This is a genomic window from Phreatobacter sp. (genome assembly GCF_052440005.1).
GTDB lineage: Bacteria > Pseudomonadota > Alphaproteobacteria > Rhizobiales > Phreatobacteraceae > Phreatobacter.
This window is the reverse complement of record NZ_JBQVQL010000079.1, coordinates 1-21,741: the sequence shown is the minus strand read 5'-3', so window position 1 is coordinate 21,741 and position 21,741 is coordinate 1. Positions and strand designations below refer to the sequence as shown.

Annotated in this window: 22 protein-coding genes and 1 pseudogene; 9 read left to right on the top strand and 14 right to left on the bottom strand. The window is 68.8% G+C overall.

All coding sequences use genetic code 11. The annotated features are described in order from the left end of the window. The 5 genes from yidC to ACT6XY_RS17380 form a co-directional block, all read left to right on the top strand. Positions 1-1,611: membrane protein insertase YidC (gene yidC, locus ACT6XY_RS17400; protein WP_444749591.1), on the top strand; the 1,611-nt coding region annotated here is incomplete at its 5' end. A 4-nt stretch (positions 1,612-1,615) separates the two neighbouring features. Next, positions 1,616-2,266 (top strand): ribosome biogenesis GTP-binding protein YihA/YsxC, encoded by a 651-nt coding sequence (yihA, locus tag ACT6XY_RS17395; protein ID WP_444749590.1) that lies wholly within the window; start codon positions 1,616-1,618, stop codon positions 2,264-2,266. A gap of 431 nt (positions 2,267-2,697) precedes the next feature. Continuing rightward, positions 2,698-3,504 carry an ABC transporter ATP-binding protein gene (locus ACT6XY_RS17390; protein ID WP_444749589.1) on the top strand — a complete coding sequence of 269 codons (807 nt, stop codon included), beginning with the start codon at positions 2,698-2,700 and terminating at the stop codon, positions 3,502-3,504. Between the two features lie 5 nt (positions 3,505-3,509). Beyond that, the gene (locus tag ACT6XY_RS17385; protein WP_444749593.1) at positions 3,510-4,295 is read left to right on the top strand and encodes an ABC transporter permease; all 786 of its coding nucleotides are present in this window, start codon (positions 3,510-3,512) and stop codon (positions 4,293-4,295) included. 54 nt (positions 4,296-4,349) lie between these two features. Next, on the top strand, positions 4,350-5,381 hold the full coding sequence (locus ACT6XY_RS17380; protein WP_444749592.1) for an ABC transporter substrate-binding protein: 1,032 nt from the start codon (positions 4,350-4,352) through the stop codon (positions 5,379-5,381). A gap of 68 nt (positions 5,382-5,449) precedes the next feature. Here ACT6XY_RS17380 and ACT6XY_RS17375 read toward each other — a convergent pair whose 3' ends face one another. Then, positions 5,450-5,965, bottom strand: a complete 516-nt coding sequence (locus tag ACT6XY_RS17375) for a hypothetical protein (protein ID WP_444749588.1) — start codon at positions 5,963-5,965, stop codon at positions 5,450-5,452. Beyond that, positions 5,962-8,982, bottom strand: a complete 3,021-nt coding sequence (gene polA / locus ACT6XY_RS17370; RefSeq protein WP_444749587.1) for a DNA polymerase I — start codon at positions 8,980-8,982, stop codon at positions 5,962-5,964. Before polA ends, ACT6XY_RS17375 begins: the two co-directional genes overlap by 4 nt. Positions 8,983-9,139: 157 nt before the next feature. Here polA and ACT6XY_RS17365 point away from each other — a divergent pair, with 157 nt between their 5' ends. Beyond that, positions 9,140-9,964 (top strand): hypothetical protein, encoded by an 825-nt coding sequence (locus ACT6XY_RS17365; protein ID WP_444749586.1) that lies wholly within the window; start codon positions 9,140-9,142, stop codon positions 9,962-9,964. Between the two features lie 4 nt (positions 9,965-9,968). Here ACT6XY_RS17365 and ACT6XY_RS17360 read toward each other — a convergent pair whose 3' ends face one another. Beyond that, positions 9,969-10,601 carry an NrsF family protein gene (locus ACT6XY_RS17360; protein WP_444749585.1) on the bottom strand — a complete coding sequence of 211 codons (633 nt, stop codon included), beginning with the start codon at positions 10,599-10,601 and terminating at the stop codon, positions 9,969-9,971. Positions 10,602-10,606: 5 nt separating this feature from the next. Beyond that, a complete protein-coding gene (locus ACT6XY_RS17355) occupies positions 10,607-11,155 on the bottom strand; it encodes a sigma-70 family RNA polymerase sigma factor (protein ID WP_444749584.1) in 549 nt (182 codons plus the stop codon). 302 nt (positions 11,156-11,457) lie between these two features. Between ACT6XY_RS17355 and ACT6XY_RS17350 the strand changes: the two genes are divergently transcribed. Continuing rightward, positions 11,458-12,129 (top strand): hypothetical protein, encoded by a 672-nt coding sequence (locus tag ACT6XY_RS17350; RefSeq protein WP_444749583.1) that lies wholly within the window; start codon positions 11,458-11,460, stop codon positions 12,127-12,129. A gap of 163 nt (positions 12,130-12,292) precedes the next feature. Continuing rightward, the gene (locus ACT6XY_RS17345; RefSeq protein WP_444749582.1) at positions 12,293-12,652 is read left to right on the top strand and encodes a hypothetical protein; all 360 of its coding nucleotides are present in this window, start codon (positions 12,293-12,295) and stop codon (positions 12,650-12,652) included. A gap of 11 nt (positions 12,653-12,663) precedes the next feature. Here ACT6XY_RS17345 and ACT6XY_RS17340 read toward each other — a convergent pair. Then, a pseudogene (locus tag ACT6XY_RS17340) lies at positions 12,664-12,810 on the bottom strand (ATP-binding cassette domain-containing protein); the annotation flags it as partial. Positions 12,811-12,826: 16 nt separating this feature from the next. Then, the gene (locus tag ACT6XY_RS17335; protein ID WP_444749581.1) at positions 12,827-13,078 is read right to left on the bottom strand and encodes a hypothetical protein; all 252 of its coding nucleotides are present in this window, start codon (positions 13,076-13,078) and stop codon (positions 12,827-12,829) included. 617 nt (positions 13,079-13,695) lie between these two features. On the opposite strand from ACT6XY_RS17335, the gene ACT6XY_RS17330 reads away from it, so the two are divergent. Next, complete coding sequence (locus ACT6XY_RS17330; protein ID WP_444749580.1) at positions 13,696-14,796, top strand: sulfite oxidase; 1,101 nt, start codon at positions 13,696-13,698, stop codon at positions 14,794-14,796. A gap of 16 nt (positions 14,797-14,812) precedes the next feature. Here the strand turns inward: ACT6XY_RS17330 and ACT6XY_RS17325 are convergent, their stop codons facing one another. The 8 genes from ACT6XY_RS17325 to ACT6XY_RS17290 all read right to left on the bottom strand — a co-directional run. Then, positions 14,813-15,130: a thiosulfate oxidation carrier complex protein SoxZ gene (locus ACT6XY_RS17325; RefSeq protein ID WP_444749579.1), complete on the bottom strand. Its 318-nt coding sequence runs from the start codon at positions 15,128-15,130 to the stop codon at positions 14,813-14,815. Between the two features lie 10 nt (positions 15,131-15,140). Continuing rightward, entirely contained in the window at positions 15,141-15,605 is a 465-nt protein-coding gene (locus tag ACT6XY_RS17320; protein WP_444749578.1) for a thiosulfate oxidation carrier protein SoxY, read from the bottom strand. Then, positions 15,602-16,894, bottom strand: a complete 1,293-nt coding sequence (locus tag ACT6XY_RS17315) for an NAD(P)/FAD-dependent oxidoreductase (protein ID WP_444749577.1) — start codon at positions 16,892-16,894, stop codon at positions 15,602-15,604. The genes ACT6XY_RS17320 and ACT6XY_RS17315 overlap by 4 nt, the downstream gene beginning before the upstream one ends. A gap of 10 nt (positions 16,895-16,904) precedes the next feature. Next, positions 16,905-17,324, bottom strand: a complete 420-nt coding sequence (locus tag ACT6XY_RS17310; RefSeq protein WP_444749576.1) for a c-type cytochrome — start codon at positions 17,322-17,324, stop codon at positions 16,905-16,907. 330 nt (positions 17,325-17,654) lie between these two features. Then, the gene (locus ACT6XY_RS17305; protein ID WP_444749575.1) at positions 17,655-19,193 is read right to left on the bottom strand and encodes an FAD-dependent oxidoreductase; all 1,539 of its coding nucleotides are present in this window, start codon (positions 19,191-19,193) and stop codon (positions 17,655-17,657) included. 215 nt (positions 19,194-19,408) lie between these two features. Then, a complete protein-coding gene (locus tag ACT6XY_RS17300; RefSeq protein ID WP_444749574.1) occupies positions 19,409-20,194 on the bottom strand; it encodes an SDR family NAD(P)-dependent oxidoreductase in 786 nt (261 codons plus the stop codon). Between the two features lie 21 nt (positions 20,195-20,215). Then, positions 20,216-21,385, bottom strand: coding sequence for a zinc-dependent alcohol dehydrogenase (locus ACT6XY_RS17295; RefSeq protein WP_444749573.1), 1,170 nt, complete (start codon positions 21,383-21,385; stop codon positions 20,216-20,218). A gap of 172 nt (positions 21,386-21,557) precedes the next feature. Beyond that, positions 21,558-21,741: DUF892 family protein (locus ACT6XY_RS17290; RefSeq protein WP_444746749.1), on the bottom strand; the 184-nt coding region annotated here is incomplete at its 5' end.

The window sequence follows — 21,741 nt, the reverse complement described above, 5'->3', positions numbered from 1 at the left end:
GCCCAGGGTCTGAGCCGCGAGGCCATCCTGGCCGCGACGCCGCGCGTCGGCATCGAGACGCCGCGCCTGAAGGGCTCGATCAACCTCGCCGGCGGCCGCGTCGACGACCTGGTCCTGACGACCTATCGCGAGACCATCCGCCGCGACAGCCCGAACGTGGTGCTTTTCGCCCCCGCCGGCTCGCCCATCGACGCGGTCCAGCACAAGCACCCGTTCTACGCCGAGTTCGGCTACGTCCCCGGTGCGGGCCAGACCGCCGCGGTGCCGAACGCCCAGACGGTGTGGACGCAGCAGGGCTCCGGCACGCTGACGCCCTCCACCCCCGTCACCATCACCTGGGACAACGGGCAGGGCCTGACCTTCCGCCGCACCTTCGAGATCGACGCCAACTACATGATCACGGTGAAGGACGGCGTCACCAATTCCGGCGCGGCCCCCGTCACGCTGCATCCCTTCGGCCTCATCTCCCGGCACGGCCTGCCGCAGACCTCGGGCTACTACATCCTGCACGAGGGCCTGATCGGCGTGTTCGGCGACAAGGGCCTGCAGGAGGTCGGCTACTCGGCCATCGAGACCGCCCGCACCCAGGCTTTCAAGGCGCGCGGCGCCTGGCTCGGCATCACCGACAAGTACTGGGCTGCTGCGCTGATCCCGGACCAGGCGGTGGAGACCGATTCCAGCTTCAAGTTCTTCCAGTCCGGCACGACCAAGTCGTTCCAGACCGACTTCCTCTCGCCCGCGGTCACCGTCGCGCCGGGCGCCTCCTCGGAGACCACCACGCGTCTCTTCGCCGGCGCCAAGGAGGTCCGCCTCGTCGACGGCTATGCCGACGGCCTGAAGATCGACCGCTTCGACCGCCTGATCGACTGGGGCTGGTTCTATTTCATCACCAAGCCGCTCTTCGTCGTCATGGACTGGATCTTCATCCAGACCGGCAACTTCGGCATCGCCATCCTGCTCGTCACGCTGCTCATCAAGGCGCTGTTCTTCCCGCTCGCCAACAAGAGCTACGCCTCCATCACCATGATGAAGAAGGTGCAGCCGGAGATGATGGCGCTGCGCGACCGCTATGCCGACGACAAGATGAAGCAGCAGCAGGAGCTGATGGCGCTCTACAAGCGGGAGAAGATCAACCCGCTGGCCGGCTGCTGGCCGATCCTCATCCAGATCCCGGTGTTCTTCGCGCTCTACAAGGTGCTGTTCATCACCATCGAGATGCGGCACGCACCGTTCTTCGGCTGGATCCAGGACCTCTCGGCACCCGATCCGACCTCGATCTTCAACCTGTTCGGCCTTCTGCCCTTCGCCGTGCCCGCCTTCCTGCTGATCGGCGTCTGGCCGATCATCATGGGCATCACGATGTGGATCCAGATGCAGATGAACCCGGCCCCGACGGACCCGATCCAGGCCGCGTTCTTCAAGTGGATGCCGATCCTCTTCACCTTCATGCTGGCCTCGTTCCCCGCCGGCCTCGTCATCTACTGGGCCTGGAACAACCTCCTGTCGGTGCTCCAGCAGGGCCTGATCATGCGCAAGTACGGCGTGAAGATCGAACTGTGGGACAACATGCGCTCGATGTTCGGAGGCGGGCCGGCCAAGCCCGCCGGCTGACGCCATGACCGCCGACGCCATCGAGGTCGGGCGCAAGCTCTTCGCCCGGCCCTGGACCTTCTGGCGCGGCACGCCGGACATGAAGCACCTGCCCCCGATGTCGGGGGTGGAGATCGCCTTTGCCGGCCGCTCCAACGTCGGCAAGTCGAGCCTGATCAACGCGCTGGTCGGCCAGAACGCCCTGGCGCGCACATCGAACACGCCGGGCCGCACGCAGGAGCTCAACTTCTTCCACGTGCCCTCGGACGAGGGGCCCGGCACCGGGCTCGTCGTCGTCGACATGCCCGGCTACGGCTTCGCCGCCGCACCGGAGGCGAAGGTGAAGGCCTGGACCAAGGTCATCCACGACTACCTGCGGGGCCGGCAGAACCTCGCCCGCGTCTATGTGCTCATCGATGCCCGCCACGGCATCAAGCCCGTGGACATCGAGGTTCTGGATGAGCTCGGCAAGGCGGCGGTGTCCTATCAGGTGGTGCTGACCAAGGCGGACCAGATCACCGACGCTGCTCTCGTCAAACTCAGGGCTGCGACGCTTGAGACCCTGAAGACGCGCGCTGCGGCCTTTCCGGAGGTCATCGCCACCTCGAGCCGCAAGGGCGAGGGCATTCCCGAGCTTCGCGCGGCGATCGCACAGGTGGCCGCCGAGCGGGCCTGAGTCGCTGCGCTCGGCATTTGCGCGGTGCGTCGTTAGTGCCTCGTCCAGACTGCGTATCGCTGCCGGGTGTCCTGCATCGGGCAGTGCGTCCTTGGAGGTTCGCTGCGCTCGCACCTCAGGATGTGGAAGCCCAGCCCATCGGCCGCGAGCCACGGCCTTGCGCCCGTCGTGCCATCCTGTCCCGCCTCATCCTGAGGTGCGAGCCCGGCGATGCGTCAGCATCGGCCGCGGGCGAGCCTCGAAGGACGCACTTGCCCGATGCAAGGCTCCATTCCTGCCTCGGACCATCCACGCCCGATGCAGGATCGAACGCCCCTCGCCCGCCCTTCTCAAGCCGGTCCGTGGCCGATAGTGTGCCGGCAACCGGGAGACAATCCCGATCCCGGGGCCCCCCGACGGGCGCCCCTTTCGACAAACGCCAGGGAGGCGACGTGACCATTGCCGTGCACCTGAAGGGTGTTTCGGTCGCATACGCCTTGGCGGGCGGCGGGAAATACGAGGCGGTCCAGCCGGTCGACCTGTCGGTTCGCGACGGCGAGTTCGTGGCGCTGCTCGGCCCCACGGGCTGCGGCAAGTCCACCCTCCTCAACATCGCCGCCGGGCTGATGCCGCCCTCATCGGGCACCTGCGACATCTTCGGCGAGCGCCTCTCGGGCCTCTGCGGCAAGGCCGGCTACCTCTTCCAGCAGGACGCGCTGATGCCGTGGAAGACGGCGGAGGACAACGTCGCCATCGGCCTCGAAGTCGGAGGCATGCGCCGGGCGGAGGCGCTGGAGCGGGCGCGGGCCATGCTCGCCAAGGTCGGCCTTGCCGCCTTCGGCGAGCGCTATCCTCACCAGCTCTCGGGCGGTCAGAAGAAGCGCGTGGCGCTCGCCCAGGTGCTGGTGCGCGAGCCGAAGATCCTGCTCATGGACGAGCCCTTCGGGCCGCTCGACGCCCAGACCCGCCTGATCATGAGCGAGCTGCTGCTCGACCTCTGGCAGCAGGACCGCAAGGCGGTGATGTTCGTCACCCACGACCTCGACGAGGCCATCGCCCTCTCCGATCGCGTGGTGGTGATGTCGGCGGGGCCGAGCTCCCGCTTCATCGGCGAGTTCGCCGTCGACCTGCCGCGGCCGCGCGACATCGCGGAGGTCAGGTCGGAGCCGGCCTTCCACCGCCTGCATTCCGAAATCTGGTCCTGCCTCAGAGACGAGGTGCGCAAGACCTATGGCCTGACCGACAAGGGGGCCGCATGACACCCATTTCCCGCCCGAAGCTCCTCGCCCTGCAGATCCTGGTCGCGGTGGCGGTGTTCCTCGTCTGGCACGTGGTCACCACCTGGTCGATCGTCGCCGACGTGAAGACCATGCGCTTCTTCTTCTCGACGCCGATCGACGTCTTCGCCCGCGTCTTCTCCATGTTCCTCGAGGGATCGGTCTACCGCCACCTGTGGATCACGCTGGTCGAGACCATCCTCGCCTTCGTCATCGGCGCCACCCTTGGCATCGTCATCGGCTTCTGGTTCGCCCGCAAACCCATCGTCGCCGCCGTCTTCGACCCCTATGTGAAGATGATGAACGCCCTGCCGCGCGTGGTGCTGGCACCGATCTTCGCGCTGTGGTTCGGCCTCGGCATCTGGTCGAAGGTCTGGCTCGGCGTCACGCTCGTCTTCTTCATCGTCTTCTTCAACGTCTACCAGGGCGTGCGCGAGGTGCCGCAGGTGGTGCTGGCAAACGCCCGCATGCTCGGCATGAACGAGCGCCAGCTCCTGCGCCACGTCTACTGGCCGGCGGCTCTGGCCTGGGTCTTCTCCTCGCTGCACACCTCGGTCGGCTTCGCCGTGGTCGGCGCGGTGGTGGGCGAATATCTCGGCTCGGCGGCAGGCCTCGGCTATCTCATCCACCAGGCCGAGGGCGTCTTCGACGTCACCGGCGTCTTCGCCGGCATGGTGATCCTGATGGGCTTCGTCATGCTCATCGACGGCATCGTGACGCTGGTGGAGAAGCCACTCCTGGTCTGGAAGCCCGGCGAGACCAGAACCGTTTGACGACAGGGCGCCGGAACGGCGCCGCCAAAGACAAGGGAGGACGACATGACCACCATGGACCGCCGGCAGATGCTGTCGCTGATGGGCGCGGGCGCCAGCCTCGCCCTGCCGATGCCCGCCTTCGCGCAGGGCGCGCCGGAGAAGCCGAAGGTGACGCTGGGCGTCGGCGGCAAGTCGCTGCTCTACTACCTGCCGCTCACGGTCGCCGAGCGCCGCGGGTTCTTCAAGGAGTTCGGCCTCGACATGGAGATCAACGACTTCGCCGGCGGCGCCCGCTCGCTGCAGTCGCTGGTCGGCGGCTCGGTCGACATGGTCACGGGGGCCTACGAGCACACGCTGCGCATGCAGGCCAAGGGGCAGGACATTCGCTCCACGCTCGAACTGCTGCGTTTTCCCACCATCGTCGTCGCCGTGCGCAAGGCGATCGCCGACAAGGTGAAATCGGCGGCCGACTTCAAGGGACTGAAGATCGGCGTCACCGCGCCGGGCTCCTCGACCTACATCACCGTCGTCCATGCCATGGCGAAGGCCGGCCTCAGGGCCACCGATGCGAGCTTCATCGGGGTCGGCGGCGGCGCCAGTGCGGTCGCGGCGATGAAGCGCGGCGAGATAGACGTCATCTCGCATCTCGATCCGGTCATCGCCAAGCTGGAGACCGACGGCGACGTGGTGACGATCATCGACACCCGCACCGAGGCCGGCACCCGGGCGCTGTTCGGCGCTTCCAACCCGGCGGCCTGCCTCTACCTGCGCCAGGATTTCATCGAGAAGAACCCGAACACGACCCAGGCGGCGGTGAACGGGCTCTACAAGGCACTGCGCTGGATCGACAAGGCCTCCGCCGCTGAGGTCGCGGACGCCGTGCCGGAGCAGTATCACCTCGGCGACAAGGCGCTCTACATCAAGGCCGTGCAGGCCTCGAAGGACGCTTATTCCAAGACTGGCGTGATGGCGCAGGACGGGATGAAGTCGGTCTTCGACATGCTGAAGGCGCTGGACAAGGAGATGGAGAGCGTGTCGGCCGACATCATCGGCAAGAGCTTCGAGCCGCGCTTCGCGCAGAAGGCGGCGACGACGGTGGGCTGAGCCTTCCTCGCCTCAGACGAGATCAACGCCCCGGCCTCGCGCCGGGGCTTTTGTGTTCGTGCCAGGCCTCACGCCGCCTTGAGCATGCCGAATCCGTGCAGTGCTGCGACGCAGAGGCAGAACAGGCCGCCGATGATCAAGCCAGCGCTCCGGCGGCGGCGATTGGCGAGGCTGTCGGCATAGGCGAGCAGGGTGCGATCCCTGCTCGTCGCCTCGAAGACCAGCAAGGTGCGCGGGTCGACAAGGAAGCGAACCGGCTGGCCCGAGCGCAGGTCGTCGAGGCCGTCGATCCAGAGGGTGGGCGGCGGTGATACCACCCTCGGGCCGTAGCCCGGAACGACCAGCGGAATTTTCTGGGTCCTGTAGCTGTAGTTTCGGCGCCCGCTGCTGTAGGTGACGAGCGGCGTCGTGTAGCTGATCGGCCCAACATGGTCGGCCGTCGTCAGTGCGCTGCGATCCGGCGGGCGGGTCGCCATGCCGGAGAAGAACAGGATCAGTCCAAGGACACCGACGCCGATGGCCCAGAGAACGCTCCAGACGGCCGAGACGTCGGCCGCACCGGGCGTCTCCCGGGCCTCGCTCAATGCGCTTCCTCCCAGTTCACGGCGGCGCGGGCATCCACCGCCAGCGGCACCTTGAGTTGCAGCGCCGGGTGCGTTGCCTCCTCCATGACCCGCTTGATGACCGGGAGAGCCCGGTCCACCTCGCCGTCCGGTACCTCGAACACCAGTTCGTCGTGGACCTGGAGCAGCATCAGCGCATCGAGACCGGCGGCCTCGAGCGCCGCGTCCATGCGGGTCATGGCGCGGCGGATGATGTCGGCGGCCGAGCCCTGGATCGGCGCGTTGATGGCCTGCCTCTCGACGAAGGCGCGCTCCGACGGATTGCCCGAGCGGATTGCCGGGAAGTGGCACCGCCGGCCGAAGATGGTCTCGACGTAACCGTGCTCGCGGACGAAGGCCTTGGTCGCGTCCATGTAGTCGCGGATGCCTGGGAAGCGTTCGAAATAGCGCTTGATATAGGCGCCGGCCTCCTCCCGCGGAATGGAGAGCTGGTTGGCGAGGCCGAAGGCCGAGATGCCGTAGATGATGCCGAAGTTGATCGCCTTGGCCCGGCGGCGCACCAGCGGGTCCATGCCCTGCACGGGTACGCCGAACATTTCCGAGGCCGTCATGGCGTGGATGTCGATGCCGTCGGCGAAGGCCTGTCTCAGCTGCGGGATATCGGCCATGTGGGCGAGGATGCGCAGCTCGATCTGCGAGTAGTCGGCGGAGACCAGCTTGCGGCCTGGCGGGGCGATGAAGGCGGTGCGGATCTTGCGCCCCTCCTCGGTGCGCACCGGGATGTTCTGGATGTTGGGCTCCGATGACGAGAGCCGGCCTGTGGTCGTTGCGGCGAGGGCGAACGAGGTGTGCACCCGGCCCGTGGTGGCGTTGATGTAGGTCGGCAGCGCGTCGGCGTAGGTCGACTTCAGCTTCGTCACGGTGCGCCAGTCGATGATCTTGCGGGGGAGCGGGTGGCCCTCCTCGGCCAATTCCTCCAGAACGCCGGCCGCCGTCGACCAGGCCCCCGTCTTGGTCTTCGAGCCACCGGGCAGCCCCATCTTGCCGAACAGGATGTCGCCGAGCTGCTTCGGCGAGCCGGGGTTGAGCGGCTCGCCGGCCAGCTCCTGGATCTCGGCCTCGACGCGGGCGGCGACCTGCGCGAAGTCGCCCGACAGGCGCGAGAGCACCTGCCGGTCGATGAGGATGCCGCGCCGCTCCATGCGGGCGAGGACATCGACCAGCGGCCGCTCCAGCGTCTCGTAGACGGTGGCCTTGGCCTCCGCCGCGAGGCGGGGCTTCAGCACCCGCCAAAGCCGCAGCGTCACGTCGGCGTCCTCGGCGGCATAGGCGGTGGCCCGGTCGAGCGGCACCCTGTCGAAGGTGACGCGGCCCTTGCCGGTGCCGGTGACGGCGTCGAAGCTGATGGCCTCGTGGCCGAGATGCTTCAGCGACAGCGCGTCCATGCCGTTCAGGCCGCGGCCGGCGTCGAGCGCGTAGGACATCAGCATGGTGTCGTCGTAGGGCGCGAGGCCGAGGCCGTAGCGGGAGAGGACGAGCATGTCGAACTTCAGGTTCTGCCCGACCTTCAGCACGCCCGGGTCCTCGGCGAGGGCCTTCAGCCGTTCGAGCGCCTCGCCCATCGGCACCTGGCCCTCGACCAGGCCGGAATCGAACAGGCCCGCCTCGCCGGCGCGGTGCGCGAGGGGGACGTAGCAGGCCGCGTCCGGCCCGTAGGCGAGGGAGAATCCGACGAGGTCGGCCGACATGGGGTCGAGGGAATTGGTCTCGGTGTCGATGCCGACGACCCCCGCCTCGCGCGCGCCCGCGATAAAGGCGTCGAGGGCCTCGAGGGTGGTGATGCAGAGATAGCGCGAGCGGTCGATCGCCGAGGCGCGCAGCCGCTCCGCAGTGCGGGCGGCGAGGGTCTGCGGTGTCGGCGCGCCAGCCTCCGCCGCGAGGGGCGCAGCGTCCTCACCCCCGGCCGCAACGGCGGCGACCACGGGGGCCGCCTTGGGGCCCGCCGCCAGGGTCGGATCGGGATCGACTGCTGCCGGATCGACGCCGTAGAGTTCGCCCACCTTCCGGGTGATGGTGGTGAACTCCATGGCCTTGAAGAAGGCGATCAGGGTGCGGCCGTCGGGCTTGACGAGACCGGTCTCGTCGAGGGGCACCTCGACCTCGACGTTGCGGACGAGCTGGACCAGCTGCTTCGAGATCCGCACCTTCTCGATCACCGCCGGATCGGTCAGCGTTTCGCGACGCTTCGGCTGCTTGATCTCGCCGGCGCGGGCCAGCAGCGTGTCGAGGTCGCCGTACTCGGCGATGAGCTGGGCGGCGGTCTTGCGGCCGATGCCCGGCGCCCCGGGCACGTTGTCGGAGGTGTCGCCCTCGAGTGACTGGATGTCGACGATCTTGTCGGGCGGCATGCCCTCCCAGTACTCGGTGACGTCGCCGACCTTGTCGGGTGGCACGTTCCAGCGCTCGAAGCGGTCGCCGTGGGTGAGCAGGCGCTCGGGGCGGTAGCCGGGCTTGCCCTTGATGCCGCTTTCGGGATCGTAGAAGGCGACGCACGGCCGGACGAGCTGCATCAGGTCCTTGTCGGCGGAGATGATCAGCACGTCGGCGCCGCGCGAACAGGCCATGTCGCAATAGGTGGCGATGAGGTCGTCGGCCTCGTAGCGCTCCTGCTCGAGGGCGTGGAGGCCGAAGGCGCGGATGGCGGCGCGCATCAGCGGAAACTGGGGCACGAGATCCTCGGGTGGCGGCGGGCGCTGCGCCTTGTAGAGGGGGTAGAGTTCCTTGCGGAAGGAGTTCTCGCTCTTGTCGAGGATCATGGCGAGGTGGGTCGGCTTCACCCCGAGCGCCCCGTCCTCGACGAACTGCAGCACCTTGGTCGAGAACAGCCGGACGGCGCCCGTCGGCAGGCCGTCGGAACGCGCATTGTACTTCCGGTCCTGGTTCATCGACTGGAAGTAGGAGCGGAAGACAAAGGACGAGGCGTCGACGAGGAAGACGCGGTCGCCCTTGCCGACGGGGCGGTGGTGCTCGGTATGCATGAACTCGGGGCCTCTTGGGTGAGGCGCCATTATGGACGGCGGCGCGGGCGGCGTCATGTCCCGCGGCGCTTCGCGGAAACGGCTGCTGACTCGCCGTGGAATGCGGCTGCAACGTCGGCGGTGTTCATGGAGGACCAGCCTTCAGAGCGAGACGTCCATGAATCCTCCCCTTCCGAACCGGCCCCTCAAGGTCACGCTTCCAAAAGCCCAGAGCCGTCTCTCGGCCTTCTTCCTCTTTCTCGGCGCGATGGTGCTCGCCGGCGGAATCGGCTGGCTCGCGGTGCCGGGCCTCGTCGCCGACTGGCCGCTCGTCGGCAATGCGGAACCTGCCACCCAGGCGCGATTCGTCAGCGGCCGCTGCAAGGGGAAGCTGGTCCTGCACTTCTGCGACATCACCTACGACCGCCGCGGACCGTCCGGGGTCGTGCGGGAGGAGAGCCATATTGGCTTCTTCGAGTTCCACGTCGGGTCGCGGTCGGTGCGGCTGATGCAGCTGAAGGGCGATCCGTCGCGCGTCGCCAGCGACATTGCGCTGGACATGTACTGGAACCGGCTCGTCACGGCGGGGCTGTTCATCGCGCTGTTCGGCGGCGGCGGCCTCGCGCTGCTCGGCCAGGCCCTGCGCGGCAAGGTTGATCCCAACGCGCGTTTCCGCTCCCTCTCGGGCCGCCTCCTCCAGCCCGTCCCGGTCGACCTCCACGGCGTCGAGAGCCAGGACAAGACGACGTGGACCTGGCGCTACCAGCCGCGCGGCAACGGCCCGGCCCTCGCCCCGTCCTTCACGCAGGTCCTGCCCGTCGGCACCTTCCCCTTCGTGCTCGACGGGGAAGCGCGGACGGCCCTCGCCGTCACCGATGCGGCGGGCAAGGAGATCATGCTGCTGGACATGCCGCTGTCCATGGTCGACCTGACGGATGCCGAGCGCGGCGCGCTCCACGCCTGGCGCGAGAACGTCGCCGCTCCGGGCCTTAGCGCCGCCTGAGGCCTTACCAGGCGAGCACGCGGCGCCCGACGGCGGCGCCGGTGGCGGCGAGCATGGCGATGGCGATGGAATACCAGGTGGCGACGAAGAGCGGCGAATCGTCAGTGCAGTGCAGGCCGTAGAAGGTCGCGGCGATGGCGCCGGCGGCGAGGCCCGACAGCGCACCCGCCAGCGTGGCGTTGCGGGGGGCGGCCGCCGACATGGCGGTGAGGATGGCGGCGAGCGGCAGGGCGCCGAGCATTGGAATGGCGACCAGGCAGACGCCCCAGTTCTTTCCGACGAGGCGCATGGGAAGCGCGGCGGGAAGCTGGGTCGCGACTTCGTGGCCGATGCCGAACAGCACCAGCAGGGCGGGCACGAGGAGCACCGCTTTCGGCAGGTTCGCCTCGGGACGCGCGGCGGCCCTGACGAGGGCGACGGCGGCGACTGCCAGTGTGGCGACGAGCAGGATCTTCAGGTCGAAGAGCATGGTGCGGCTGGCGGCGGTGATGTCGGGGCGGATGCCGATGGTCGCGGTGAGCAGCGCGAAGGCCGCCACGGCGCCGATCCCGAGGGCGAGGGCGAGACGGCCGTGCACGGTAGGTCCGGTGCGCCTGGCGTCCCGGGACAGGACAGAAATGAGATCGTCGGTCTTCATGGCTCTCATATGCTCCCGCGGAGCATCTTTGCGAGGCCGGCGAGGCCTCGGTGAAGGGAAACGCGGACGGCGCCCTCGCTCATCTTGAGCGCGGTCGCGGTCTCCTGGGTGTTGTGGCCGTCAACGAACATGGCGCGGATCACCGCCTTCTGGCCGGACGGCAGGTTCTCGGCGAGCTTGACCACGTCGCGCGTCGCGATGCCGGGTTCCTCCGTGGGTGCGGCGATCACCTCGGCGAAGGAGTCGATGTCGATATGCCCCGCCGTGCCACGGCGGCGCAGGAAGTCGATCAGCTTGTGCTTCAGGATGGCGCGCACCCAGGGCACCAGCGGCTCTGTGGGAATCCAGCTGCTGCGGCGGGTGTGGATCGCGATGAGCACGTCCTGCACGATGTCCTCCGCTTCTGCGGTCGAGCGTCCGGCCCGGGCGAGGCCGGAGCGGGCGAGGGTGCGCAGGAAGGGCGTGAGCTCGCGCAGAAGCCGCGCATACGCGCCTTCGTCGCCGGCGAGCCCCGCCCGCATCCAGGCATTCCAGTCGTCGTTCCGGTCTTTCAACGTTGGACCTATGGGCAGAGATACGGTGGACTCGGGGCATTCGTTACACGCGGCGGCGAAGAGGGAAAGGCGGTCGCCGCGCGAGGGGTGCGGAAGCTGATTGTAACGGTTCGTTAGGGTTAACGGGGTCTGATGCGGCCGATCCGTTTTGCCGCATGCCAATTGCCATGACCCGTCTTTTCAGCGCCGCGAATGCCCTCGCGGTCCCCTCCGGACTGGCCGCGGTGCTTGCGGGACGACCGCCATCCGCGGCCTCCGGGTCCGGTGGACCGGCGAACGCCACCCGGACCCTCGCAGACACGGTGCAGCTCTCTCCCGAGGCGCGGACGAAGCAGGGCGCCGCCGAGGAGACGCTGGCGCAACTCCAGCAGGCGAACCGTTCGATGGCCACCGACCGCAAGGCGGCGGCGAAGCAGAAGCTGGACCAGGCCAAGGCCCGGCTGCAGATGCTCCGAATGTTCGCGGCCGACCCCAGGGCCATGGCGCGGCAGGCGAAGCAGATCGCCCAGGAGATTCGCGAAGCGGCCCGCGCCTACGGTGCTGCCGGCGCGGCGGATGCGCCGGCGCAGGCTACGTCTGCCGAGAGTGCGTCCCCGGCCCAGACGAAGGCCGTGGCGCCCGATGCGCTGGCCGCGAACGCGCCGACGGGCGAGGACCCGACGCCGAGCGCCGAGGAGCCGCGCCAGCAGGCTGCCGACGCCTATCGCGCGGCGGCACAGGACATCGCCTCGCGGGGCGCGAAGAGCCAGGCCGAGCGCGAGGAGATCGAGCAGTTCAAGGACGCGGCGCGCCAGGCCCGTCAGCTTCTCCAGGAGGCGGCGCGCCGCCTGCGGCAGGAGAGCTCCGGTCCGGCCGAGATCGAGGAGATCGAGAAGGTGAGTCGATCCATGACCCGCGCCGTGGAGGACCTGTCGGCACCGGACGCGACGGGGGCCGTTCCCGGTGCGATGCCGGTCCTCGACGTGCTGGCATGAGCGTTCTGGCACCAGCCGCCCCGCTCGCCGAGCAGGATTTCGTCCGCGACGGGCGCACCGCGCCGGTCGGCCCTTGCATCATCGAACGCGAGCTTTAAATTGCTCACAGAGCAAAAAGCGCGGCTCTGATCGTCGCGCCGCGGCAGCACGCACGGAGCCGGCCATGAGGCGGTATGTTCTGGCACTTTTCATGGCGATGGGCTTTGCGCCGCTCGCCGAGGCGCAGGTCCACTCGAGCGAAGTTCTGGAGAACCATCTGGCCCAGTTCGGCCTCGCCCAGGCCGCCGGCGAGGTGTGCAACATGAAGCTGCGGATCGATCAGATCCGGGCGGTCCAGGCGGCCTTCCCGCACATCGCGCGCCCGGATGGCGGGTTCCAGCAGCCGCAGATCGATCAGATGGCGATCGCTCTTCTGGCCGGGCGCAACATCATGCGGGCCCTGCCGCCCCAGATGCGCTGCCAGTTTGCCGAGGGCTGGTTCGGGGCGCGCGGGTCCATCGTGCCGCTGCTCGAGCCGAAGTAGGCCCCGCCCCCTCCTGTCGACGAGACTTTTCCCTCGCTCGGGCGGTCGAGTCCGTTGATCGTGCGCAGGAGCGTGGGCTTGCCGGCGCCGGACCGACCGATGATCCCGGTGATCGACCCCGCCGCGACGTCGAGCGTCACCGCGTCGAGGGCGGCCGCTGGTGTGGTGAGGGGCTCAGGCGGCGAGGGCGCGGCCCCGGACGGCGCCCGGACGGACGCGCCGGCTGGCCTCGTGCCTTTCGGCCGCGGCCTGGCGCAACGCCTTCAGCGAGGCGAAGAGCTGGCTGTCGATGGCCGAGAGCGTCGGGACGGCGGCGAAGAAGCGGTACCCCGCGCCTTCGCGGACGGCGAGGCCGACGGCGTCGTCGCCGAGTTCGATCAGCGTGACGTCGGAGCGGAGAGGAGGATAGGTGGCGGATCTGGACATGGAAAATCTGCCGCCGGACGGGCCGGCGCTCCTTGGGAGGGGATGGCCAGGAAGAGAGACGGTCGCGTCAGAACCGACGACAACAGCTCTCCCGATCGCCCGACCGGCGGCAGGGTTCAGGTTGGGAGGAAATCGCCGGAGGGGAGGCTCCAGCAGCGATGGAATTCATCGGACCAACTCCTTGAGAGGGAGCCCACGAATGTCCTTCGTGGCGCTTTAGCCCTTGGTGACGCGGTGCAAGCTGCTCCATCAAATGCCGCGATGACGGGTCGAGCGATCGACCAAGCATGACCGCACTATGCGCCGGCGCGCTGCGGGCGTCAACGAAAGCATCCTCTAAAAAGAACGACTGAAGGAGGCATTCTCACCCCTGTCCTCCATCTGGCGCAGAAAAGACGCATCACTGCTGCCTCTGACGGGCGATCCAACCGGTTCCGTTCGTCATAGCGAACGGACTCTCCCGATCATGCCGTTCCCGCAGGAGGGCGAACCGGAGAAACTTCCCATCCCGAGAGACGTTACGACAAAAGGCACGTCGCTGCGGTCCCGCCGCGCTGGTCGCCTCGCGCCTCGCCCGCTAGGGTCGGGTTGTGACCCACGGCCGAGGCCCCTCCTGCATGCCGCATGCGTCGACCGACACCGCCCTGGCCGCCAAGACGCGCCTTCGCTGGCTCGACGACGACGCCGTCAACGGCGAGCCCCCGGCCGATGCGCTTGATCCGATGCTCACCCCGGCCGAGGCCTTCTTCGTCCGCAACAACGGCGACATGCCTGCGGCAATTGATACCGGGGCCTGGCGCCTGGACGTCACGGGCGAGGTCGAGCGGCCCCTGTCGCTCAGCGTGGCGGAGTTAAGGGAGTCCTTCCCCGTCGTGTCGGTCACCGCCGTGCTGGAATGTGCCGGCAACGGCCGCGCCTTCCTGGACCCGCCCGTCTCCGGCGCGCAGTGGCGCGACGGGGCGGTGGGTTGCGCCCGGTGGACGGGCGTTAGGATGCGGGACCTGCTGGAGAGGGCCGGGGTGAAGTCCTCCGCCGTCTATACCGGCCATCACAGCCCCGACCGCAGCCTGACGAGCCCGGACCGGCCGGCGCTGTCGCGCGGCGTTCCCATCGCCAAGGCCCTCGCTCCCGAGACGCTGGTCGCCTTCGCGATGAACGATGCGCCGCTGCCGCGCCTCCACGGAGGGCCGCTCAGGGTCGTCGTCCCGGGTTATCCGGGATCGGCCTGGCAGAAATGGATTGATCGCCTCGACGTCCGCGACCGGGAGCACGACGGCGAGAAGATGACCGGTACCGACTACCGGCTGCCGGTGCAGCCGGTCAGGCCGGGGGAGGCTTTCGACGCCGCGTCCTTCGCCGTGATCACCGACATGCCGGTGAAATCGGTGATCACCCGTCCGGCCGCGGGGTTCCTCGCGTCCCGTGACGACGCGCTGACCGTCGAGGGCTGGGCCTGGAGCGGCGCGACGCCGGTCGCGGGGGTGCGGGTCTCCGCCGACGGCGGAGTCACATGGACACCGGCGGCGCTCGCCGATGCGGCAGACACCTACGCCTGGCGCCGGTTCTCCGCGGCGGTCAGCCTGCCGTCCGGCCCCGTGGTGCTCATTGCGCAGGCGCGGGACGTGGCGGGCAATGTCCAGCCGCTCGACGACGCCCCCTGGAACCCGCGCGGCTATTGCAACAACGCCGTGCACCGCGTCGGGGGACGGGTGATATGAGCGCCGCGGCTCCCGCTCAGGTGACCGTCACCCGCTGGCTGGCCCGGTGCTCGCGGCCGTCCTCCTCCCGCCACAGGAAGGTGACGGTCGTGGTCTTCGCGAAGCGGGCGATGAAGGCGACATAGGGATTGGCCGAGGTCCCGTTGCGGAAGTCGGCCGCGAAGAGCGGTTCGCCGTCCGCATGGGCCTCGAAGCGCGCGATCATGCGCCGGGGCACCGTCTGTCCCGTGTGCTGGCGCAGGCCCGTCTCCATCGGGTGGTCGATGAGGGTGCGGATTTCGAAAGGCTCGCCGGCCTTGACGCTGGACGGCACGCGGATGCGCGGGGTGGTCATGGCAAACCTCTCACGTCAGGCATCCGCCGGTGGTGACGGCAACGCGCGAAGCGGTGCGTCGGACCGAGCCGTCCGCCATCACCGCATAGGCGACGATCGTCTGGCCCTCGGCGAGCCTCACGCGGGCGCTCACCTCGGCGCGCGCGATGGCCGCGCCGAAACTGTAGCTGGCGATGCCCGGCGTCGGATTGTTCGTCGCGAAGAGGTGGATCGCGCGGCACCGGTCGTCGGCGGACATGGCGGAGTGGACGCTGACGGTCACCGGCACGAAGGCGCCGTTCTCGGCCGTCTCGGGCACGCGCAGGGCGATGCCGCCGTGGGTCACCGCCGCGGCTCCAATCTGCTCGCGAATGGCGGCTTCCACCTCGGGCTTCAGGCCGGCGCCCTGCCCGGCCGCCGGAAGGGCGACGAGGGTCAGCATGGCGCCGAGCACCGCGCGCCGGTCGAGGCCCGTGCCGGAGCGATCCCGCGTCACGAGAAGGCGTCCTGCGTGATCGCGCTGTACCAGGCGTCGGCATAGAGCGCTTCGAGGCGGCGCTGCTCACGGCGTTCGGCCAGAGGCCCGCGGGGCGACACGCCTCCCGCGTTCGGCGTCTCCACGAACCCGTTCTCGCCCGGGCGGAACACGCCGACGACCGAGATGCCGTATTCCGGTCCGACGTGGCTGTAGCAGGTGTTGAAATAGACCGTGGGTTCGGGGGCGGGCCGCCCCTCCAGCGCCGCCACGGCCGCCGCCACCGCCACCTTGGAGGTGGAGTTGGCGATGTAGCCCGACTTCGGCATGGGCTGGCCGACATTTGCGTCGCCAATGACGTGGATGTCGCGGGCGCGGGTCGCCTCGAAGGTCCGCGGGTTGACCGGTACCCAGCCGGTCTCGTTCGTCAGCCCCGCGTCGATGGCGATCTTCGCCGCCGACTGCGGCGGGATGACGTTGCCGACGTCGACCCGGTGGCGCGTGCCGAGCTCGGTCTCGAAGATCTTTGCCTGCGCCTCGACCCGGTTGACCTTGCCGTCCTTGTTGAGCGGCACCCATTCGATCAGGCCGGGATAGAGTTCGTTCCAGGCGTCCTGGAAGAGGCCCTGCTTGGAGAAGGCGTCCTTGGCGTCAAGCGCCAGGATCTTCGCGCGCGGTTTGTGCCGCTTCAGGTAGCTTGCGACCATGCTGATGCGCTCGTAGGGCCCGGGCGGGCAGCGGAACGGGTTGGGCGGGATGGCGAAGCCCACGACGCCGCCGTCGGGCAGGGCCTCGAGCTGGCGGCGGAGCAGCGTGGTCTGCTCGCCGGCGCCGGGGACCCAGGCGTGCGGGAAGGCTTCGGCCGCCCCCTCGCCATAGCCCTCGATCGCGTTCCAGCGGATGGCGATGCCGGGCGACAGGATGAGCTTGTCGTAGCCGACCGTCGCCCCGTCGCGCAGCCGGACCGTCTTGGCGGTCGCGTCGATGCCGTCCGCCCAGTCGTGGACGACGGTGACGCCGCGCGCCTTCAAGCCGGCGTAGGAATGGGTGATCTGCGGCAGCGTGCGCTCGCCGGCCAGCAGCAGGTTGCCATAGGGGCAGGTGACGAAGCTTGACTTGGGTTCGATGAGCGTCACCGCGACGTTCGGAAACGCGATGCGGGCGTACCGCGCCGCCGAGGCACCGCCGAAGCCGCCGCCGACGATCACGAGCCGCGCGGTCGTCTGCGCGCGCAGGGCGGCGGGAGCGCCAAGGACGAGGCTGGCAGAGGCGGCCGAGAGGCCGAATGCGCGACGGGTGAGCCTGGTCATCGTCGGGTCCTCAGCGAAGCGTTGCGAAATAGTCGGCGAGCTGGCCAACTTCGGCGTCCGTGTAGCCGCGCGCGATGCGGTTCATGATCGTCGCCGGCCGCTCGTTGGCCTTGAAGGCCGACCATGTCTGGAGGAATGCCTGGCGGTCGTAGCCGGCGATCCGGGGAACCGGGCCTTCACCCGCGCCATTCGGTCCGTGGCATCCCGCGCAGGGCAGAGCGATCTGCGGCGCGGTTGCCGCTTGCGCCCGCGCCGGCCCTTGCGGCGCTGCCGAAAGGGCCACGGCAAGGGCAGCGCCGAGGAGAACGGGTGTGGGAACTGTCATCGGGGACGGCGCTCCATCAAGGCGAACAGAGGTCTGGCTTTCCGGCGGGGCGATGAGCGCGCCCGCGCGGATCCGGTGCTTCACGGGGGAAAACATCGGCGACATGGGGATTTAAGGAAATGCGACGGCCATGTTGGCAAGAGGCTGAAAAAGAAAGAAAAATCGCGTCTGCCGCGAAACCCGGCGGCAGAAGGATTTCCTCCGCGCGCCGCCGCCGTAGAGAAGTCTCGTCCGCGATGCCGGACCCGTTTCATGGGGCGAGGCGAGCCTGTTTCGTGAGCCCGTGCCCCGATCACCCGACGGTACCGCAGTCTCGCCGGCGATCACGACGGCGCTCTCGTCCCTCGCAGCCACGCCGGAGGGGCTTGTCTGACCGGTGTTTGGAGGTTGCCGCAGGGGTCGCCCGGGTGCCGGACAGGCCGGTAGCGCTCCTTCTCAGCCGTTGCGCTCCACCGCGGCGAGCGGGCTGATCGCCGGTCCGTTGAGGACGGCTCCGTCGGGAGCGAACTGCGACCCGTGGCACGGGCAGTCCCAGCACTGCTCGAAACTGTTCCAGGCGAGATGGCAGCCGAGATGGGTGCAGATGGCCGAGCGCTCGAAGAGAGTGCCGTCCGGCGCCCGGTAGGCGGCGATCTTCCTCAGGCCCTCGCGGACGATGGCGCCCTGGCCCGGCTCCAGCTCATCCACCGAGGAGACTTCTCCCGGCATGAGGTACTGCGCCATGTTCGTCACGGCGGTGAGGTTCTCGCTGACATAGGTCGTCGCCGCCTTCACCGGCTTGCGGTCCGGATCATAGACGTCGGCGAAGGGGGACGACCGCCCGGCGATGAGATCCGAGATGATGAGGCTCGCGACGACGCCGTGGGTCATGCCCTGTCCGGAATCCCCCGTCGCGAGGAAGACGCGGCTGCTGCCGCCCTCGGCGCCGATGAAGCCGCCATAGTCCAGCGTGTCCATCACCTGGCCGGACCAGCGAAAAAGCTCCGGCCCGAGATCGGGCACCAGCGCGCGGATCCACCCCTCGAGGCGATCGAAGCGCTCGGCAGCGTCGTCCGCCTCGCCGGACTTGTGGTCCTCGCCGCCGACGATGAGGACGTCGGCCTCGTCCCCCTCCGCGCGGCCCGAGACCAGCCGCACATAGTGGTAGGGGTCCGCCGTGTCCCAGTAGAGCGCATCGGCCAGCAGGCCGGGAGCGATCTCGAAGCCCATCGCATAGGTCCGGTAAGGCGCCTGCTTGGTATGGATTGCCACGAGATCGTGGATGGGCGAGTTGGTGGCGACGACCGCATGGCGGGCGGTGACGACATGGCCTCCCTCCACTTTCACCCGCACCGCGTCCCCGGCCTCCTCGACGGCCGTGACGGCACTGAAGGGATGCAGGCGGCAGCCGTCCGACGCGAGGGCCTCGGCGAGGCCGCGCAGGTATTTCAGCGGGTGGAAGGTCGCCTGCCGCGGATAGGTGAGATAGGGCCGGCCGCCAAGGCCCCGCAGCGGCAGTCCGACGCCACGTTCCACCGCGACGCCGATCTCTGCCGCCGCGGAGACCTCGTCGTCGAGCACGGTCTCGTCGCTGTCCGGATCCAGGAAGAGGAAGGCGGGCAGCCGGCGGAAGTCGCAATCGATCTTCAGGCGTTCCTGGATCTGCTGGATGCGATCGACGGCGGCCGCCTGGCTCGCCTGGAAGCCGCGCGCGAGGTCGCGCCCACGCATCGCCAGGAGGTCGGAGAGACCATCGTCACAGACGGGGGCGAGGTGGGCGGTGGTCCGTGCGGTCATCCCGCCGGCGATGACGCCGCGGTCGAGGACGATCACCGAGTAGCCCGCCAGGACGAACTCGTACGCCGTGGACAGGCCGGCAATGCCACTCCCCACGACGACCACGTCGGCGCTGGCGTCCGCCGTCAACGGCGCGGCTCCGGGAGCCACCTTCACGTCCATCCAGACCGAGGTGCTGTTTTCCGCGATCACGTTCATGGCGGCACGTCCTCCCTTGGGGCCGAACGCACGCGGGAGACGTGAGGGCTCGGCGGTGTGATGCCCCCGATGCGGCCCTGCCCACCTTACATCCGGGCACGGCAGGGCTCGCGAGGGGGCCCGTCGGAGCGCGGCGATGGTCGGCCGTCCGCTCCGATGCGCGACCGTCAACCCGGGCCGCAGACGGGCGTTCCTATCCGCCGCCGCGGGACAACTCAGGTCTTGCCGGAGCCTGGCTCCGCCATGCGCCGGTGCTGTTCGGCCAGAACGCTGGCCGGCGTCACGTTGGCGATGGTGGCCTGCAACTTGTTCTTCCAGCCGGCCACCACGTCACCCTCGCCCTTCATCATGGCGTCGAAGCCGACGCGGGCGACATAGGCCGCATCGTCCTTTTCCTGCTGGCCGACCTTGGTGTCCATCAGGTCGGCCCGGCGGAAGAAATTGGTCTCGGTCGGCCCCGGCATCAGGCAGGTGACGGTGACGCCGCTGTCCTTGATCTCGTTGCGCAGGGCGAAGGAGAAGGAATCGATGAAGGCCTTGGTGCCGTTGTAGACCGCCTGGAAGGTCCCCGGCATGAAGCCGGCAATCGATCCCGTGATCAGGATGCGGCCGCTGCCCTGGCTGCACATGTCCGGCCCCAGTTGCTGGATCAGATAGATCGTCCCGGTAATGTTGGTGTCGATGACGTGGCGCCACTCCTCGACCCGCTGGTCGAAGAAGGCGTGGCCGAGCCCATGGCCGGCATTGGCCATCAGCAGGTCCGGCACACGTCCGGTGTCGCGGACGGCCGCACAGAGGCGGTCGACGCCGTCGATGGTGGCGAGATCCGCCACCACCGTCTCGACCTGACTCCCGGTGCCGCGCAACTCATCCGCCACGGCGGCGAGATCCTCGTCGGCGGCGATGATCAGGTCATAGGCGTTCTCGGCGGCGAGCCGCGCGAGTTCCAACCCGATGCCCGAGGAGGCACCGGTGACGATGGCGAGATTGCGCTTGCTCATGAAGAGGTCTCCTCGGGCGGGTCAGGGCTTCAGAACGACCTTGATGCAGCCGTCCTTCTTCTCCCGGAACGTCTTGTAGAGTTCGGGTCCGTCCTCGAGCGTGCCGCGGTGCGTGATGACGAAGGACGGGTCGATCTGCCCCTCCTCGATCCGTCGCAGCAAATCCGGCAGGTAGTGCTGCACGGGGGTCTGGGCCATCCGGAAGGTGAGGCCGCGGTTGATCGCCGACCCCATCGGGATCTTGTCGAGGAACCCGCCGTAGACACCGACGATCGACACCGTGCCGAAGTTGCGGCAGCAGTGGATCGCCTGGCGCAGCACGTGCGGCCGGTCGGTGCCCATGAAGGTGGCCACCTTGATCCGGTCGAGCATGGAGTCGGCGCTCGCCATGGTCTCGGCCTCGGTGCCGACCGCATCGATACAGGCATCCGCGCCGCGGCCGCGGGTGAGGTCCTGGATGCGCTCGTAGACATCCTCCTCCATGAAATCGATGGTGATGGCGCCGGCGGCGCGGGCGAGTTCCAGCCGCTCGGGGACCGTATCGACGGCGATCACCCGCTCGGCGCCCAGCATGAAGGCGCTTCGGATGGCCATCTGGCCGACGGGGCCACAGCCCCAGATGGCGATCGTGTCGCCGTTCTGGATGTTGCAGAAATCGGCGGCCATGAAGCCGGTGGGGAAGATGTCCGACAGAAACAGCACCTGTTCGTCGGTCAGGTGGTCGGGCACCTTGATGGGGCCGACGTCGGCGAAGGGCACGCGGAGATATTCCGCCTGTCCGCCGGCGTAGCCGCCCAGCAGATGCGAGTAGCCGAAGAGCCCGCCGGGTGCATGGCCCCACAGTTTCTCCGCCTTGGCCGCATCGGGATTGGTGCGCTCGCAGCCGGAGAAGAAACCTCGCCGGCAAAAGAAACACTCGCCGCAGGAGATCGTGAAGGGCACGACGACGCGGTCGCCGACCTTCAGCGCCTTGTTGTCCTTCCCGACTTCGACCACTTCTCCCATCGTCTCGTGGCCGATCACGTCTCCGGAGCGCATCTCCGGGATGATGCCGCCGTAGATGTGCAGATCCGAGCCGCAGATCGCGCAGGCGGTCACCTTGATGATGGCGTCGCGGCCGTCCTGGATGGTCGGGTCGGGAACGCTCTCGCAGCGCATGTCGGCTTTGCCGTGCCAGGTCAGTGCCTTCATTCGGATGCTCCTGTGTTCGGCGACCAACCAGCCGGCCGCGGGGCTGTTCCAAACCGCGACGTCCAGGCCGGCATCAGCCAGCCGATGAGGAGCGACGGGTGGAGTGGTGCAATCGCCGCCCTCGCGGGGGTCAACGCCGGGAATCCGCCCGGCGCCCCTCGGGCATCGCGCGCTAGTGCTTGGCCGTCTCGCCGCGCGCCTCGCGCTCGAGATACTGCATCGTGGTCGGCGCGAGGTGCTCGGCGAGCCAGGCGGCCATGTCCTCCTCCTCCTCGAGGATGGCCTGGCAGGCGTCGCGCGTCTCGGTATCGCCCGCCCGTTCCGCGGTGGCGACCAGCACCCTGTAGGCAGCGATC